Here is a 17,359-nt window from a genome sequence, read left to right as displayed (position 1 = left end):
TGAAAACTCCGTGGGCAGTTATTTAATTGCGGCTTTTTGCAGCAGAGATTGGAGCGCTTCATCGACGCGGGATGTTTGCAGGTCTCTGGCTATGTCGTTTTTGGATTCGTCATAAGTCGGTAGTTTCACGTCACGACGGTCGTTGACATAGAAAACGGCATATACGTCACTGTCTTGCAGAGGCGTTGTAGTGTGCGCGCCTTTTTTCAAGTCTTTAACTGCGGCATAGAGCGGGGGAACGGCTTCTTGCAAATCTTTTAAAGGAACATAACCTTGCTGAATGCCGCCCGCTTGTTTGGCGCGTTCATCTATTGAGTATTGCTTCAAAACGGAAGCAAAGTTTTTCTTGGCATTTAAATCGGAAATGGCTTTTTGGGCATCGGCTTGGGTACGGGTAATAATTTCGCCCAATTGTACTTCTTGAGTGCCTTTGTAGAAGTTGCTGAAATTATCGTAAGCGGTTTTAACGTCTTTTTCTTGAACAGGATTTTGACGGAGGACGTGAATTGCATAAGCTTGTCCAAGTAAATCGCTCTCAAATGCCGCCCATTCGGTTTTGAAATGTGCTTTTTTATCGGCACCTTGTTTTTTGGCATCGGTACGGGCGTGTTCCAAAGCTTGTTTGAATTCGGCGCTTTGGTCGAGTTTCAGGCGTTTGGCTTCTTGTGATACTACGGTGTTGATGACTTGGCGCTCGGTCAGCTCTCTGCGCAGTTCGGGAGAGTCGGGAATTTTGTTGTTTGCTGCACGCAGCGCGGCAACTTGGGCATCAATGACGCTGCTGTCGATGGCTTGACCGTTAACAGTAACCAAAGTTTGGGCGGAAAGGCTGCCGGAAACCAAGGCAGTCATCAGCATAGAGATAAGATGTTTTTTCTTCATAATTTTCTCTTTTTATGTCCAGTATGTCTGTAATTAGTGGAAGTATTCGTCAGGCGTAGCCGCTTTGATGCTCAATGCGTGAATCAGTCCTTCTGAAAACAGATCGTGCAGTAAAGTTTTAATGGTGCGTTGGCGGTTGAGGCGGCTGACGCCGCCGAAAGCTTCACTGACGACCACGACGGTATAATGCCCGCCTCCTTTGTTTCCTGCGTGACCCGCATGCAGGTGGCTGTCGTCCTGAAAGTCAAAGAAGACAGGATTCAGCGTTTTCAGACGACCTTCAATGGCCTCGCGCATATCCATTATTTGAATACGGCTTTGAACGGTTTAATTAAGACTTCTTCATAGACGCCCGCATCGACGTAGGGGTCTTTTTCCGCCCATTCTTGAGCAGCATCCAAAGATTCAAATTGAGCCACAATCAAGCTGCCGGACACGCGCTCCGGATTGTCGGGAAGAGGGTTGGGGCCGGCGGTCAGAAGGCGTCCTTCTGCCTTCAAAGCTTCCAAACGTTGCAGATGAGCAGGGCGTGCCGCCATGCGCGCTTCGTGGACATCGTCGGCATCAGTAGCCAGTAGCATGTAATATTCCATCAACTATCCTTCTTGGGTAAATACCGGCTCAAATAGGAAAATTGAGCGATAAAGAAAACAAACAAAAAGCCGGTAGAGCCGAACATTTTGTAATTTACCCATTGTTCTTTGAAGTGGGTGAACACAAACCAGTTGGCAATACCTAAAAATATCATGAATGCGACCCAGGCATAAGTCAGTTTGCTCCAAACATGTTCGGGCAGCTCCAACTCTTTGCCCATAGTCGCTTTTAGTCCGTTCTTTCCACTTAAGTGGCTGATTAGCAAAACCAATGCGCCAATCCAGAACAAAACGGTCGGTTTCCACATGATAAAACGGTCATCATGAAGTAGAATGGTTGCGCCGCCGAATACGACAATCAGGATCAGGCCGACCCACTGCATCGTATCGAGTTTTTTGTATTTCCAGTACGTAAAACCAGCCTGCAAAATGCCGAATACGACGGCAACTGCAGTGGCAGTAATCATGTTTTTCGTTATCGTGTAAGTCAGGAAAAACAAAATGACTGCTAATAAATCGCTTAAAACTTTCATAATCAAACAAACAAAAAAGATGAAACCATTCAGTCAAACGCTAATCATACAGGCAGCCTTACCTTTTTGCACCACCTTGAACTGAAATTGCCGATGCAGGCGGGCGATAATCTAAAAAAGGGGTTTGAAAAATGCCTTTGGGATGATAAACTATGTTATCAGTAAGATTTGTAAAAAAGAAACACAGAAATTACAAACCTGTTAATTTCTCGTTTGTTTCATCACTTAATTCATCGGATTACTTGGCAGACTGCGACTTTAGAAGATATCATAACGTAATATATCGTAATATACGGTTAAGTATGTAGCAGTTCTAGCAGGATTGTCATTTTACACAGGGGACAAGTTTTGAAAAAACATCACAAAATCAAATTAATCGCGGCATCTGTAGCCTTGGCAGTGTCGTTTGGTGCGAGTGCCGGGCTTGGCGGGTTGAACGTCCAATCACACCTGGGCGAGCCGTTTTCAGGCAGTATCACCGTAACCGGTGACGAGGCCCAAGCGCTGTTGAAAGGCGGAAAAGCAACTGTTTCCAATAGCAATTTGCGTACCAGTGTTCATAAGTCGGGCGACAAAGCAGTCGTGACCATCCGCTCAAACAAAGCGATTAAAGATCCTGTGTTGATTTTCCAAGTCGGCGCAGGTTCGCAATCACGCGAATACACAGCCATCATTGATCCTGCGGGCTATTCCGGCAAAACGGATGGTTCAAGCCGCGCACGCAGTGAATCTGCATCTAATTCCAATTCTTCCTCTGACAACAATTCATACCATTCTCAATTTGATCGCCAAGCCGCACGCGACCGCATTAATCGTGCGATACAAAATGGAAATCAAAGTGAAGCTGGTCGCAAGGAAGCTGCAAAAAAAGATAAAAACAATACCAATAAAGCAGCCCAGGCTCAGCCATCAAAACAACAGCAACAACCTGCTGCCCGTGCCAATGGAACCGAGATTCGTTATGGCAAGCAGCATCTGGTTCGTCAGGGTGAGACTCTGACTGAAATTGCCACCAAAATCCGTCCGCAAGGCATGACTGTCGAGCAGACCATACAAGCATTGGTTAATGCCAACCCTGGCGTTTTCATCGGTAAAGATGCCGACCGTATGCTTGCAGGCAAGGTTTTGTATATCCCGATGCACGGCGATATGAAATCGACGGCGTCCAAATCAGCCCAAGTCAAACCTCCGGTTCAGGAAAGCAATAAGCCTCAAACTCAAGGGTCGTCTGAAAAAGCGGGTAACACAACAGCTCCTGCTGTAGCGCCTAAAGAGACTCCGGTAGAAAACACCAAAGTAGAGAATAAAAAAGAGGATAAAAAAGCTGAGCCGGTACAAGAAACCAAGCCCGAAAATAAACCGGCGGTAACGGCGGCGAGCGCTCCAGAGCAAAATAAAGCCGAAGCAGGCGCAGCATCTGCAGAACAAGTGAAAGTCTTGCCCGAGCCAGATGCATCGTCTGCAGCAGTAAACGCGGAACCCCAAGAAATTTCTCAGGCACAAGCTGACGTAGAAGCACGTATTGCCTCGGCAGTTGCCACAGAAAAACAACAACAAGAGGAAGCAGTTTCAGAAGACAGCGGTTTATGGCGCTGGTTGTTGATTGGTGGCGCAACCTTTGCAGGTTTGTTCCTGCTGTTGTTCTTGTTGGGCAAACGTAAGAAATCCGCTGTCGCGCCTACGTCTGTTGTTGGTGCGATAAATGAAGATGAGCAGGATGAAGACGATCTCGATATCAGTATCGAAGATGATGTGTTCCCTGCCGCTGCTGCACCACAACTGCAGCCACAACCACAAGCAGTAGTTCCGCAAACTGTAGTAGAAGCTCCCAAACCTGAAGAAGATGGTTTGGAAATTGAAGATGATTTCGATGATGAAGTATTCTTTAATGAGCCAACTCCTGTTGCCGAACCTGCACAAGAAAACGTCGATCTGGACCTGAACGAACTGGACAATACTCAAGCCAGCATCGTGTCTAGCGCCGTAACCATCGACGAAGAAACCGAAAAACGCCGTGATATCGATTGGGATACTGTCGAATCTACCGAAAGCGTATATGAGCCTGAGCCGGAAAATCCATATCAACACGTTGCTGTTGTAATGGAAGACAGAGCTGCTGAAGTGGAAACAGTAGAAGCAGAGGCTGCTCATGAGGAAGAGACCCCATACGTTTCCTCTTTTGTAGCACCATCTGTTTCAGACGACCTGTCAGAAGCTCAGCCACAAGCACCGGAAGAAGAGCCCATTCCTTTTGACGTAGAGGTGGAAGAGCCTAAATTAGAAACAATTGACGCAGTAGTAGAAGCAGAAGAAGTAGAAGCCAAATCTGAAGAATCGGAAGAGGGTTGGGATTTCTTCGCGGAAGAGCCAAAAGCGGCTAAAGCTATTGAGCCTTTCCCTGAATTAGGCGCACAAGAAGAAACGTCGTCTGAAGTTGAAGTTGCAGACATACAAGAAGAAGTGTTGGCTGAAGTTGAAACAGCAGACAAACAGGCAGATAGCTCTGAAGAAGCGCTGGATTTCGTCATTGAAGAAATTGAGCAGCCGCAAACTGAAGCCGATACTCAGCCGTTTGAGATTAAACAAGACGAACCTTTATCATTCCAAGATGGTGAAGATTTCAGTATTGAAAATACTCAAGAAGCCAGTGCTGATGAGACCATCGAATGGGAAAATCTGGGTGTAGAAGATACCGCCGACAGCAGTAACGAACATTCCGGTTTTGACTCAGGTTTCATCTCCGAGTCTGTCGGTATGACAGCTCCGCTGGAAGCTAAATACGATTTGGCCAAAATGTATGTCGAAATCGGCGACCCCGATGCCGCCCGCGAGACGTTGACCGAATTGCTGGATGAGGCAAGCGGTGAGATCCGTCATAAAGCCGAAGCATTGATGAACGAATTGAATGCCTAATATTGGCAAGTAAATCGAAATTGAACAATGCTAAAATAAAAGATGCCGTGAAAATGGCATCTTTTATTATTTTCAGACGACATATGACTTCATACACCGAATCATTATCCATAAAAACCATACAAAGATGGGCATTAACCCTGTCTTATGACGGCAGCCGATTTTACGGTTGGCAAAAACAAGCTGACGGTTTGCCGACTGTCCAGACGGTATTGGAAAGCGCACTCAGCCAAATTGCAGGCGAAACCATTCGGACGATCGTTGCCGGACGAACCGATACAGGCGTACACGCGACTGCGCAAGTCGTCCATTTTGATACCGTAGTGGTCCGTCCCGAGCAGGCGTGGGTGCGGGGCGTCAATGCTTATCTTCCTGAAGGTGTGGCTGTATTGTTCGCGCAGCAGGTTGCCCCACATTTTCACGCCCGCTTTGATGCATACGGTAGAAGGTATCGTTACCTTTTGGAATCATCTCCCGTCCGCTCCCCGATATTGCAAGGAAAGATAGGGTGGACGCACCTCAAACTCGATCCTGAAAAAATGCAGCAGGCGGCATTATTATTAGAAGGCGAACATGATTTCTCCAGCTTTCGTGCTGCCGAATGCCAAGCAAAATCCCCCGTTAAAACCCTGTATAGTGCAAAAATCAGCGGTACACCGCAATTCTTAAAACTAGACTTACACGGCAATGCCTTTTTGCATCATATGGTGCGTAATATCATGGGGGCATTGGTTTATGTTGGTAGCGGCAGGCTTAGCGTTTCCGGATTTCAGGACTTAATCGAAGAGCGCAGCCGATTAAAAGCCCCGCCGACTTTTATGCCTGATGGGCTGTACCTGACCGGAGTGGATTATCCGCCAGAGTTCGGTATCATTCGCCCCGAAATGCCGATATGGCTATGAGGTCGTCTGAAATCCAAGTGTGTATTTGGCGTCAATCTTTCTTTGCCAAAGTCTGTTGCGGGTAACGCCCGCGCTTCATCAATAAGGTCACAGTCCGCCCGAATAGATATGTCTATCAGCCTTTCCAGAAATTTGATTTGCGGGAATTGTATGTGCAAATGGCAAAAGGTCGTCTGAAATCAATACAAAGATTTTCAGACGACCTTTTCTTTTGAGGAAACTACGGGACATGTCATGTCGGTGTTACACCGACGAAACCGCAAATTCAAAGGGCAGGATTTATGTTTCTACATTGAGGGAGGGAATATACCTAATGTTCATGACCGGCTAATCCCATAAATTGCATGCTATAAGAAAGTATAGTGGATTAACTTTAAACCAGTACGGCGTTGCCTCGCCTTGCCATACTATCTGTACTGTCTGCGGCTTCGCCGCCTTGTCCTGATTTAAATTTAATCCACTATACACACCTGTACCCGCTTATTCATTCATCCGGCTGATTTAGCTAAAAAACAACAGCCAATCGCCCAAAACGACCGTTTAGGAAATTGTGTTGTAAAAATGCAAAAAACGGGTAAGTTGATATTACATTATGATTTATAAGGAAAATATTGCGAATGCCTTGTTGTGATGCGGGTGCTGTGAGGTCAGGTGGTCAGTAGGGGTAGTGAATAAAGTTTGTTTTTTTAGAGAGGAACAATTATAGTAAGAGTCATGGAATCGCTGATTCCAGCGATAATGTAAAGCCTAAGCGGATTCTATCCGGGTCTGCTTAAGTTATTTCTTCACGATAGAAAAGGAATACAGCAATGAAAAAATCTCTGATTGCTCTGACTTTGGCAGCTTTGCCTGTTGCAGCTATGGCTGACGTGACTCTGTACGGTCAAGTTAAAGCCGGTGTCGAAATTTCTCGTCATAAAGAAACTGTTAACCACGTAAGCAGCGCAAACAAAACTGCAACTGAAATCGCTGACTTCGGTTCCCGTATCGGTTTCAAAGGTCATGAACACCTGAGCAACAACCTGAACGCTATTTGGCAAGTAGAACAAAATACTTCTGTCGCTGGTGGCGACTCTGGTTGGGGCAACCGTGAGTCTTTCATCGGTTTGGAAGGCGGTTTCGGTAAAGTTCGTGCTGGTGGTCTGAACAACGCTTTGGACGATACTAGCGACAGCATCGACCCATGGGAATCTAGCAAAGCAAACTCAACAGTTCTGCAATTGGGTAAACTGAAACGTGTTGACGAGCGTAAAGTATCTGTACGTTACGACTCTCCAGTATTTGCTGGCTTCAGCGGCAACGTTCAATACCAACCACGCGACAATGCTAATCCTAGCGACAAACACGTTCACAACGACAAAACTCGCCACTCTTTCGGCTTGGGTCTGAACTATGAGAACTCTGGTTTCTTCGGTCGCTACGCTGGTACTTTCGCAAAACGTAAATCTTTGGATACAGAACATCTGGAACTGTTCAATAGCAACAATGGTTTGAGTTCTGGCGTTTACAAAGACTACCAAGTACACCGTCTGGTAGGTGGTTACGATGCTAACAACGTATTGGTTGCTGTTGCTGGTCAATACGAAGGCTTCAAAGCTGATACAGCTGATGCTAAGAAAAACGAACGTACTGAAGTTGCTGCAACTGCCGGTTACCGTATGGGTAACGTAATGCCTCGTCTGTCTTATGCTCACGGCTTCAAGGCTAAAGAAGACGGTGTAAAACAAGCTAACAGCCAATACAACCAAGTAATCGTTGGTGCTGACTACGACTTCTCTAAACGCACTTCTGCCTTGATTTCTGCCGGTTGGTTGAAAGAAGGTAAAGGTGGTGATAAAACTGAATCTACTGCCGGTATGGTTGGTCTGCGTCACAAATTCTAATCTGATACGATTAGTCTAAATAAAGAGCCTGCTTTATGCAGGCTCTTTTGTCGTTTGAATGATGTGTGTTTAATTGGATGTGTAGAGGCTGGAAATTTGAATTCGGTAGGTGGGTGCTTAAATCAGACTTTCCTGTTGTGTTAGTGGGGGCTAAATATAGTGGATTAACTTTAAACCAGTACGGCGTTGCCTCGCCTTAGCTCAAAGAGAACGATTCTCTAAGGTTCTGAAGCACCAAGTGAATCGGTTCCGTACTATCTGTACTGTCTGCGGCTTCGTCGCCTTGTCCTGGTTTAAAGTTAATCCACTATAAACAACCTGATAGCGCAAGATTGCGGCAGATTGTGGTGTGTCGCTCATTCAATTCTGGCTTGAAGTTTGTCGGATAGAAAAAGGTCGTCTGAAAACCGGATTCGGATTTTCAGACGACCTTTGTTTGAATGGACATCTTGTTTATTCGATGACTTCTTCGGTTGTCGTGCTGCGGTAGGTAGAGCCGTTGAACGTCGGCATGGGTGGGGGCAGCAGGTTGTTGAGGGTTAGGGCGGCGGGGTTCAGGGTGGGGTAGCCGCTGAAGGTTACGGAGTAGCCGCCGTTGGCGGTGCTGCGGATTTTGGCATGTGCACCCAAGGGGAAGGTGCTTTTATTGGTAATGTGTCCGAAGGGGAAGCCTGTCAGAACGGGGACTTTGGCGGTGCGTGAGACGTGGTTGACGACGGCGGAGAAGTCGTAGCTTGAGTCGTACACATCGCGGATGGTGCCCATGCGGAAGTCGCCGAAGATGATGGCGCGTTGTTTTTGCAGGATGCCTGCAAGATAAAGCGTGTTCAACATGCGTTCGATGCGGTAGGGTTGTTCGCTGACGTCTTCGACGAACAGGATGCCGCCTTGGATGTCGGGCATATAGGGCGAGCCTGCGAGGGAGGCTAGGACGCTGAGGTTGCCGCCCCACAAAGTGCCTTCGACGTTGACGTTGGCGCGTTGGATGGCGGGAACGTCGATAATGTTGACGTTGTTGGTGGTGCCGCGGATGAACGAATCCATGGTGAAGACACTGGGTTCGGGTTTGCCGAATTCGCTGTAAACCATAGGGCCGGCGAAACTTGTCATATTGCCTTTGGCGAGCAGGGCGAGTTGGACGGCGCAAACGTCGCTGAAGCCGAAGAACAAAGTGCCGCGTTCGCGCATTCTGGCGCCGAGTGAGGCGAAGTCGATTTGCGGCAGGATGCGTGCCGCGCCATAGCCGCCGCGCAAACCCATGAGGACTTTGGGTGTTTCAACGCGGCCGGTGGCGACCTCTTGGAAGTCGGCGGCACGTTGGGCGTCGGAGCCGGCGAAGCGTTGATAGCGTCGGCTGCCTGCTTGTTGGTTGGTCACGGTAAAACCTGCGTTATAGAGGCGGGTCAAGCCTGCGTTGACGCGGTTGGGGTCTTCGGCAAAGCCGGAAGGAGCGACGACGCGGAGGAGGTTGTCGCCGGAACGTGGGGGATGGTTGGTTTTGGGCTGCACGGGTTGGGCTTTCGCTGTGTTGCCGGTTTGAGTGGATGGGGTGACGGTAGTGCCGGTGCCGCAGGCTTGCAGCAGTCCGGCTCCGGCTGCGGCGGAGCAGGCGCGGAGGAAATGGCGGCGGGAGGTTTGCCAGGTCATATGGTTTCCTTTGGTTGGGTTTCAGACGACCTTTTCGGCAGGGGTCGTCTGAAAATCTGTTGATATGCGGTATCCGATACGCCTATTGAGGTCGTCTGAACGTTACGCCAGTAGGGCTTTGACTTGTTCCGTCCAGTTGTCCGGCAGGGTCATGCCGTGTTCGCGGACGGGGGCTGCCCAAATCGGGGCGGGAAAGTTGGCATCGTTTTCAAAGCGGGCGATGACGTGCCAATGCAGATGGGGGACAACGTTGCCCAGGCTGGCAAGGTTGATTTTGGCGGGGCGGAACACTTGGCGCATGGCGGCTTCGACTTTATACACCATTTCCATGATTTCGGCACGTTCGGCGGCTGAAAGGTCGGTCATCTCGGCGATGTGGTTGTTCCAGATGACGCGGCAGAATGCCGGGGCTGCGGCTTCGTTGTGGACGGCGATAACGCGCAGGTTTGGGGTTTGCAGTAAAATGTCTTCGTTGTCTGCGGTGCAGATGGGGCAGGTCATGGGTTTTTCTTTCTGAGTCTGAATAGGAATCGGATGATTTCAATCAGGATTTTTAGAACGAGGTAAATGGCACTCAGAGATATGAATGCGAAAAGCCACGGTTCAGGTATAAACCACCAAAATAAATAGGAGGGTGTGATTAAGTCGGCACATTCTTCGGCACTCTTAACGTGATCACACAAGCCAAAGCGAAAAAAATCATTGACATCATGAAAGGGCGAATAGGCAAACATAAATGCTATGGGCGTCACACAAATCAATGCAATGATGGCAATCCAAAAGAATGGTTTGAGATGTTTGAGTGCAGTCATGGATGAAATGTTATAAAAATTTTGCCGCGCCTCGGTTGGCGAGCTCGTCGGCTTTTTCGTTTTCAGGGTGTCCGGCATGGCCTTTTACCCAAGTCCAGTGGACTTCGTGTTGTTGAACCAAACTATCCAGCTCTTTCCATAAATCGTCGTTTTTAACCGGTTTTTTGGCGGCGGTTTTCCAGCCGTTTTTTTTCCAACCGTGTATCCAGCTTTCCATGCCGTTTTTGACGTATTGCGAGTCGGTGCAGATGATGACTTGGCAGCGGCGTTTTAGGGATTTCAGGCCTTCGATGACGGCGGTCAGCTCCATGCGGTTGTTGGTGGTTTCCGCTTCGCCGCCGAACAGTTCTTTTTCATGTGCGCCGTAACGCATGAACACGCCCCAGCCGCCGGCACCGGGATTGCCTTTGCATGCGCCGTCGGTGTAGAGATAGACGGGTTTGTCCATAAAATACCTTTGTGTGAAGAGCCATTATCATAACACAAGGCGGGAGGTCGTCTGAAAGCGGGGTTTGGGAATGGTTTTTTAAGTGGATGAATGGATGCCGCGCTGATTGTCGATAATAGGAAGCAGGTCGTCTGAAACCGTTTCAGACGACCTGCTTGACTATGGGCGCGGTGTTAACTGCCTGCGCCGACGGTGTAAACCTTACCGATGCTGTCGGGGTCTTGCAGGACGGTGGCGACGGCGGTAGCAAGTCCGTTTCGGCTCATGTAATTTTTAGGGATGCCGTCGGGGTGGTCGGTTAGGATGTGGCGGTTGTCTTCGCTGTTGTCCAATCCGCAGGGGCGGAGGATGGTCCAGTTCAAACTGCTTTGTTTGAGGTAGATTTCGGCTTCGGTTTTGGCGCGGACGGCTTCGCCGAGGGCTTGTTTGAAGGGTTCGCTCATCATGTCCCATTGTTCGCCGCAGCCCATGCTGGTAATCAGGATGAAACGGGCTTGCGGGTTGGCGGCTTGGACGGCGGCGATGATGTTGATGTTGCCCAATGCGTCGCTGCGTATGCCTTGTTCGTTTTTGCCGCCGACGAAGCTGATGACGCTGTCGGGGCGGTATTGTGCGAACACTTTGTCGAGCGCGTCGGCATCGAGCGCGTCGGCTACGGTCGTCTGAATGCGGTGTTCGCTGAAGAACGAATCTTCAGGCGGCTTTCTTAATACGGCAACGGTGTCGGCGGGATGGGTGAGTGTGCTGATGAACGCGCGGCCGGACGAGCCGTTGGCACCGAAGATGAGTTGCATGGGGTCTCCTTTGTTGGATGGTTTGGGGTAGGCTGGTTGATTTTCAGACGACTTGTTGTGTTTGATGTTGTGCGGTCGTGGGCATAGCCCACACTATAGTGGATTAACTTTAAACCAGTACGGCGTTGCCTCGCCTTAGCTCAAAGAGAACGATTCTCTAAGGTGCTGAAGCACCAAGTGAATCGGTTCCATACTATCTGTACTGTCTGCGGCTTCGTCGCCTTGTCCTGATTTAAATTTAATCCACTATACGTTCCGACTATTGTGAAACTGAAATCCCAAAGCGTACTCTGCACGGTTCGTTCTTTGCCCTCTCCCACTGGGAGAGGGGATGGGTTGACAGGGAAGCTAAAAGTGGCAGAGAAGCCAAAAATGGTTCAGTTGTAGCGTAGGCTATGCCCGCGATTTTGCTCCAACGGTCGTCTGAAATCTGTATTTGTTTTTAACGAAACTCGCTGTATTCGTTTTAACTTCATTGATACTGCTCTTTTAGACGACCTTTTTGTGTTTGATGTTGTGCTGTCGTGGGCATAGCCCACGCTACTTCTTTTCAGTTTTCTTTTGCGGCGGGGGAGGTCGTCTGAAAAACAGGCAAAGCGGGTTTTATGACAACTGCCGTAGCATGGGCTTGGCCCGCGGAATTGACTTGCCTGTTCGTGCTTTGCCCTCTCCCTAGCCCTCTCCCACGGGGAGAGGGGATGGGTTGACAGGGAAACTCCAAGTGGCAGAGAAGCCAAAAATGGGGGCAGTCGTAGCGTGGGTTTTGCCCGCGGAATTGACTTGCCTGTTCGTGCTTTGCCCTCTCCCTAACCCTCTCCCACGGGGAGAGGGAATTGAGGATACTGAAATTCAACCATTTTTGGATTCTCTGCCACTTGGAATTTGTCAGCAAATCTATCCCCTCTCCCCGTGGGAGAGGGTTAGGGAGAGGGCGGTAAGCGCAAGCTTACTTTGGAGCAAACGCCAATCTTGCAGGCAGCCTGTCGAATTTCATCGGCTATTTACGATGCCGAAAGATGGTTTCGTTTGTGCAGGAATGCGGCAATTTCTATCGGTTTCGGGCAAAGGTCGTCTGAAACCTGTTTAAGCTGCCTCGAACAGTTTTCTCATGGCTTCGATTTGGTGTTGTTTGAGTTCGCCTGCTTCGTCGCGGCCGACGAAGATTTTGAACATGGCGCCACCGTTGCGGTTGATGAAGTTGAGTGAGCAGGTATCTTTGCCCATAAACGGGCGTTCTAAAAGGTAGATGGCGGCGCAGTTTTCGTAATAGATATGACCGTGTACGCCGCCGTCGGTTTCGGGATGGTCGAAATTGTAGAAGCCGCGGCCGACTTTGCCGCCGGGCAGTTTGCCGGTAACTTCAACGATGGCGTCGGGGGTGTGGGCGATGAAGGTGACGGCTTCGTCCCAAGCGGCGACGGCTTGGAGGATTTCGACGATGCGGCTGCCTTCGGTTTGGCGGATGCAGTTTTCGGGCAGGCAGCGGATGACGTCTTCAAAGCTGCATTGGTTTTGCGCGGCGAGCATTTCGAGCACTTGGCCGGGATTTTTTTCCAATGATTGGCGCAACATGATTTGTTGTTCGGATGAAAGTTTTTGCATGGTTTGATCCTTTTCTTGGGTCGGAAGGGTGAGCATGAGTTTACGGATAAGGGTGGGCGACCAGTAGCGGCCGCTGGTGTTCAGGCGGATGAGGCCGTCTGAACCTTTTTCTTCAAAGAGTTGCATTGCCTGCCATTGGGCAATCAGTTTCTGCGCGGCGGCGTTGCCATCAAACAGCGAGGGATTCAGACGACCTGTTTCCATGTCGTGCTGCACTTGTCCGAGCAGGGTTTTGTTCGGGCTGTGACCGCTCATGAAGGCGATGTTTTTTTCGCCTTTCGGGGTGGCGAGGTAGCTGTCCAAATCGCCCTGCACCTGATAGCTGAAGCCGCCGAGGTTGCCGCCTGCGCCGGAGCCGAACGCCCAGCAGGGGATATTGGATTTGACCAAGGTGTTGTAGCGATTGCGTTCGCCGCGGCCGGGATAGGCGAAATGGCTGTTGCTGACTTGGTTCCAGCCTTTTTGCGCCAGCGTTTCGACGGCGTAGGCGTATTGGTCTGCCTGAACGTCGAAACCGGGCGGGGCGGGAAATGCGCCTTTCTCCACCATGCGGTTGATAGGCAGCATGGGATAGAGGTTGAAGGCGTAGGTGTCGAGTCCGGACAAAGGCAGGGCGGTGGCGCGTTCGAGGTCGTTTTGCCAAACGGCGTCGGTTTGGTTGGGCAGGCCGAACATCAAATCGACAACGATGACGGCATTGATTTCACATAGTTTTTCCAGATAGGCAAAGGCTTCGTCGCCGCCGTGTTTGCGACCGAGGCGGCGGCGGATGGCGGTGTCGAAGGTTTGCACGCCGATGGAAATGCGGTTGGCGCCCGCTTCGATGCAGGCTTGGGCTTTTTCGATGTCGAAATGGCTCATGCGGCCTTCGATGGTGAACTCGCAGTCGTCAGCAATCGGCAGGTATTGGTAACAGGCGCGGATGAGTCTGGCGAGGTCCGGGGTTTGCAGCGCAGTGGGCGTGCCGCCGCCGAAATAGACGGCGCGGATTTTACCGTTGCCTTGGCGGATTTCGGATTCCGCCGCCATTTCTTCGATGATTTTGTCGGTGTAAACGCTGCTGTAACTCTCTTTCCACGCGTTGCGGTAGAAGCCGCAGAACACGCAGTGGTTGGCGCAGAAGGGAATGTGCAGATAGGCGAGCGCGTCGGAATCGGCGGCATGGGGGAGCTTCTGCCGCCAAATATTTTGCCATTGCGGACGAGGAATCGGTATGCCGCCCCATATCGGCATCAACGCCTGCCGTTCGGGAAAGGCTTTGGGCGCGGATTGGCGCGGTGTCCAAACAATCTGCTGTTCCATAGTTGATTAAAAATGATTATTAATCAGATTTGAAAATTAAATCACTAGCAATCGATAGTGTCAAGGGCGATGACGTGGGGAAACAGAACATGAAAAATATCGGTAACTGACTATAGTGGATTAAATTTAAATCAGGACAAGGCGACGAAGCCGCAGACAGTACAGATAGTACGGCAAGGCGAGGCAACGCCGTACTGGTTTAAAGTTAATCCACTATAAATTTTGAGTTCGGTATTGTGCGGGATGGCTTGAGGTCGTCTGAAAAATCTTTAGCCTTAGTAATGAAGCATTCAACTCATGGCTTGTTTTCAGACGACCTCTTGGGTTCATGTTAAAACTTAAGCTGCACGCGGGCGGCGAAATTGCGTCCGGTTTCGGTGTACAAATCCATCACGCTTGAGCGGCTCATGCCGGCGACGTCTGCGTGTTGCCAGTATTTTTTGTTGCCGATGTTGTAAATGTTCGCGCCGATTTCGACGTTTTTAGACGGCTTGTACCACGCGCCGACATCCCATACGCCGTATCCCGGCGTTTGGAAAACGCTGTCGCTGCTGACGCGGCTGTGTTTTTTCGACCAGCGCAGTTTGGTATCGACGCCCCATTTTTCTTGCGCGTAGTCCACGCCCAAAACGCCGTTGAGCGGGTAGGCGGAATCCAGCGGCGTGCCGTCTTGCTGCTTGCCGCGCATCCACGCGATGCTGCCGGAGACTTGCCAGCCCGGCAGGAATTTGTAGGCGGCGGAGGCTTCGGCACCGTAGGTTTTGACCCTATCCAGATTTTGATATTGGTACTGGATAATCGGGCGGCCGCCTATGGAGGCAGTGCCGACTTCGGTGCGGTCGATGAAGTTTCGGTAACGGTTGTAGAACGCGGTAACTTGCGCGCGGGCGCGTTCGTTTTTGAACTTCATGCCCAATTCGAAGCTGTTGGAGCGTTCGGATTTGAGATTCGCATTCGGGATGACGGCATAGCCGTAGGTCGTGTTGGCAAACGCCATGGTCGCGCTGTCAAACGGCGGCGTGCGGAAGCCTTGTGAATAAGTGGCAAAACCGGTGAACTGCTCGCCCATCGGAACACTCAGGCGCAGGCTGGGCGTGAGCGCGGAATCGTTGAAGCGGGTTGCCGTGCCGTCGGGGTTGGCGTTGAGATAGGCTTGGTCGGTTTCGGTATTCAGTTTGTCTTTCTCGTAACGCAGGGCAGGGGTCAGGACGATGCCGTTGCCGAAGGTCAGGCTGTCTTGTGCGTACAGGCTGAGGGTTTTGCGTTTGCTGTCGGGGAAGGTTTTGTTCGGATAGGTGCTGCCCGCATAGGTTTTGCTGACGGCGCCGGTCAGGTTGTCCACGGTCAGGCTGTCGCGCGGACGGGCGGTTTCCGTATGTTTGTATTCGGCTCCGGCAACGACGGTTTGTTTGACCGCGCCGTCAAATTCCCATACGCCGCGTCCGGTCAGACCGCGTATGACTTGTTCGAAACCGTAATCGGAATAGCGGGTCGAGTTGCCCAGTTGGCGCGCGCCCATGCGGGTAATGCTGACATCGACGGCATCGTCTTCCGTGCGCAGTTTTTGCTGATAGGCGGTCAGGTTCGCTTCTTTCAGACGACCCTCGTCGGTGTAGCGGTAGCCCGCTTCAATGCGTTGGCGGCGGATGCGGTCGCGGGCGTTGCTTTCCGAAGTCGCCACCGTTACCGGCCCGCGCGATTGCGAACCCAAGCCGTTTGCCAACACGGTGTCGTTGGCGTGGTAATACTGTTCGTACAAGGTTTCAAAACGGTGGCGTTCGTTGCCGATACTGCCTTTCGCCAAAATATTGTAGGCATTGTTTTTCTGCGGATTGGTGGCGGTACGCGAAGTCGAGTAGCTTTTGTCGCCGCCCATGTTTTTCGTTTCGTGTCCTTGGCGGCGCGTCAGCATCAGCAGGCCTTCGGCGTTTTCATGGAAACCGGCGGCTGTCGCCGTTACGCTGTGGCTGCGGTCGCGGCTGCGGTAGCCGTGTTTCAAACCGAAATGCCCGCGGTTGTCCGCATCGACAAAATCACGCGGCGAGAGCGTGACCATGTTCACCACGCCGCCGAGTGCATCGCTGCCGTAGAGCGCGGAATAAGGGCCTTTGACAATATCGACCTGCTTGAGCGTGTCGCTTTCGACCATATCGCGTCCCGAAATCGCGCCGTTGGAACCGCCGCCCGCGTAGGACTCGGGAATGCGCACGCCGTCCACCATCATCAGGATGCGGTTGCCGTCTATGCCGCGGATATTGATGCCCGCATGGCCGCGGCGGTTGTTATCAGACGGCACACTGACGCCGGGTTCGTACAAAACCATGTCGTCCAAATTCTGCGCCGACGCTTGGTTTAAGGTCTTACGCCCGATAACCGACACATTCGGCGCGGCTTTGTCCAACGTTTGCGCGTTGCGGTCGGCGGTAACAAGCACGGGCGCCAGCTCTACTTGCTGGGCAGGCTGAACGTCCGCCGCATACAAATAATGTTGGGAAAACAATGCGCTTAAAGCGCAAACGACTGCCTTTTGTTTCATGAAGCGTACCTGTAAATCAAATAATAATCGTTTCTATTTATATTGTAATTTTGAGGAATGCGCAAGTTTTATGGCGAATATCGGGAATGGGGGAACGTGGCGGGCGGTGTGGTAATAGGGGATGGAAATGAAAAATATTCGGTTTCTGTCATGCCGAAGAAAGTGGGAAAAACGTTTCTCAATAACGCTGAATTTTCGATAAAAATTAACAAGCCGAATCGCTTCTGGATTTCTGTTTATATAGTGGATTAAATTTAAATCAGGACAAGGCGACGAAGCCGCAGACAGTACAGATAGTACGGAACCGATTCACTTGGTGCTTCAGCACCTTAGAGAATCGTTCTCTTTGAGCTAAGGCGAGGCAACGCTGTACTGGTTTAAAGTTAATCCACTATACAAAAAGGGCAGTAGGATGAATGCCTTGCCCATGTGACGCCGCTAAAGAACAAAAAGGTCGTCTGAAACCCGTATTTCAGGTTTCAGACGACCTTTTGTCTTTATCTTCAGATGGA

14 protein-coding genes are annotated in these 17,359 nt (G+C 50.5%); 3 read left to right on the top strand and 11 right to left on the bottom strand.

Going from position 1 to position 17,359, the window contains the following annotated elements; all coding sequences use genetic code 11:
* Window positions 1-18 precede the first annotated feature (18 nt).
* Genes DBZ16_RS06455 through DBZ16_RS06440 form a run of 4 tightly spaced genes read right to left on the bottom strand, consistent with a single transcriptional unit; the run spans window position 19 to window position 2,008 of the window.
* A complete protein-coding gene (locus DBZ16_RS06455; RefSeq protein ID WP_107813374.1) occupies window positions 19-882 on the bottom strand; it encodes a peptidylprolyl isomerase in 864 nt (287 codons plus the stop codon).
* Between the two features lie 33 nt (window positions 883-915).
* Window positions 916-1,185 (bottom strand): BolA family protein, encoded by a 270-nt coding sequence (locus tag DBZ16_RS06450; RefSeq protein ID WP_107813373.1) that lies wholly within the window; start codon window positions 1,183-1,185, stop codon window positions 916-918.
* Window positions 1,185-1,475 carry a YciI family protein gene (locus DBZ16_RS06445; RefSeq protein WP_049230581.1) on the bottom strand — a complete coding sequence of 97 codons (291 nt, stop codon included), beginning with the start codon at window positions 1,473-1,475 and terminating at the stop codon, window positions 1,185-1,187. Before DBZ16_RS06445 ends, DBZ16_RS06450 begins: the two co-directional genes overlap by 1 nt.
* The gene (locus DBZ16_RS06440) at window positions 1,475-2,008 is read right to left on the bottom strand and encodes a septation protein A (RefSeq protein WP_003776270.1); all 534 of its coding nucleotides are present in this window, start codon (window positions 2,006-2,008) and stop codon (window positions 1,475-1,477) included. The genes DBZ16_RS06445 and DBZ16_RS06440 overlap by 1 nt, the downstream gene beginning before the upstream one ends.
* A 348-nt stretch (window positions 2,009-2,356) precedes the next feature.
* Here DBZ16_RS06440 and DBZ16_RS06435 point away from each other — a divergent pair, with 348 nt between their 5' ends.
* The 3 genes from DBZ16_RS06435 to porB all read left to right on the top strand — a co-directional run bounded on the left by DBZ16_RS06435 (window position 2,357) and on the right by porB (window position 7,706).
* Window positions 2,357-4,921, top strand: a complete 2,565-nt coding sequence (locus tag DBZ16_RS06435) for a FimV/HubP family polar landmark protein (protein WP_107813372.1) — start codon at window positions 2,357-2,359, stop codon at window positions 4,919-4,921.
* 83 nt (window positions 4,922-5,004) lie between these two features.
* Window positions 5,005-5,823, top strand: coding sequence for a tRNA pseudouridine(38-40) synthase TruA (truA, locus tag DBZ16_RS06430; protein ID WP_107813477.1), 819 nt, complete (start codon window positions 5,005-5,007; stop codon window positions 5,821-5,823).
* A gap of 809 nt (window positions 5,824-6,632) precedes the next feature.
* On the top strand, window positions 6,633-7,706 hold the full coding sequence (gene porB / locus DBZ16_RS06420) for a trimeric porin PorB (RefSeq protein WP_107813371.1): 1,074 nt from the start codon (window positions 6,633-6,635) through the stop codon (window positions 7,704-7,706).
* Window positions 7,707-8,159: 453 nt separating this feature from the next.
* On the opposite strand, the gene DBZ16_RS06410 is transcribed toward porB, so the two are convergent.
* The 7 genes from DBZ16_RS06410 to DBZ16_RS06370 all read right to left on the bottom strand — a co-directional run bounded on the left by DBZ16_RS06410 (window position 8,160) and on the right by DBZ16_RS06370 (window position 16,847).
* A complete protein-coding gene (locus DBZ16_RS06410) occupies window positions 8,160-9,353 on the bottom strand; it encodes an LD-carboxypeptidase (protein ID WP_107813370.1) in 1,194 nt (397 codons plus the stop codon).
* A 102-nt stretch (window positions 9,354-9,455) separates the two neighbouring features.
* Window positions 9,456-9,854, bottom strand: a complete 399-nt coding sequence (locus tag DBZ16_RS06405; protein ID WP_107813369.1) for an HIT family protein — start codon at window positions 9,852-9,854, stop codon at window positions 9,456-9,458.
* Window positions 9,851-10,165, bottom strand: a complete 315-nt coding sequence (locus DBZ16_RS06400) for a hypothetical protein (RefSeq protein WP_107813368.1) — start codon at window positions 10,163-10,165, stop codon at window positions 9,851-9,853. Before DBZ16_RS06400 ends, DBZ16_RS06405 begins: the two co-directional genes overlap by 4 nt.
* Before the next feature lie 10 nt (window positions 10,166-10,175).
* Window positions 10,176-10,613 (bottom strand): ribonuclease HI, encoded by a 438-nt coding sequence (gene rnhA / locus DBZ16_RS06395; protein WP_107813367.1) that lies wholly within the window; start codon window positions 10,611-10,613, stop codon window positions 10,176-10,178.
* A 173-nt stretch (window positions 10,614-10,786) separates the two neighbouring features.
* Window positions 10,787-11,407 carry an NAD(P)H-binding protein gene (locus DBZ16_RS06390; RefSeq protein WP_107813366.1) on the bottom strand — a complete coding sequence of 207 codons (621 nt, stop codon included), beginning with the start codon at window positions 11,405-11,407 and terminating at the stop codon, window positions 10,787-10,789.
* 1,083 nt (window positions 11,408-12,490) lie between these two features.
* Complete coding sequence (gene hutW / locus DBZ16_RS06380; protein WP_107813364.1) at window positions 12,491-14,311, bottom strand: heme anaerobic degradation radical SAM methyltransferase ChuW/HutW; 1,821 nt, start codon at window positions 14,309-14,311, stop codon at window positions 12,491-12,493.
* Between the two features lie 331 nt (window positions 14,312-14,642).
* The gene (locus DBZ16_RS06370; protein ID WP_107813363.1) at window positions 14,643-16,847 is read right to left on the bottom strand and encodes a TonB-dependent hemoglobin/transferrin/lactoferrin family receptor; all 2,205 of its coding nucleotides are present in this window, start codon (window positions 16,845-16,847) and stop codon (window positions 14,643-14,645) included.
* Window positions 16,848-17,359: the final 512 nt, after the last annotated feature.

The organism is Neisseria sicca (assembly GCF_003044565.1).
Lineage (GTDB): Bacteria > Pseudomonadota > Gammaproteobacteria > Burkholderiales > Neisseriaceae > Neisseria > Neisseria sicca_A.
This window is presented reverse-complemented; position numbering and strand designations above follow the sequence as displayed.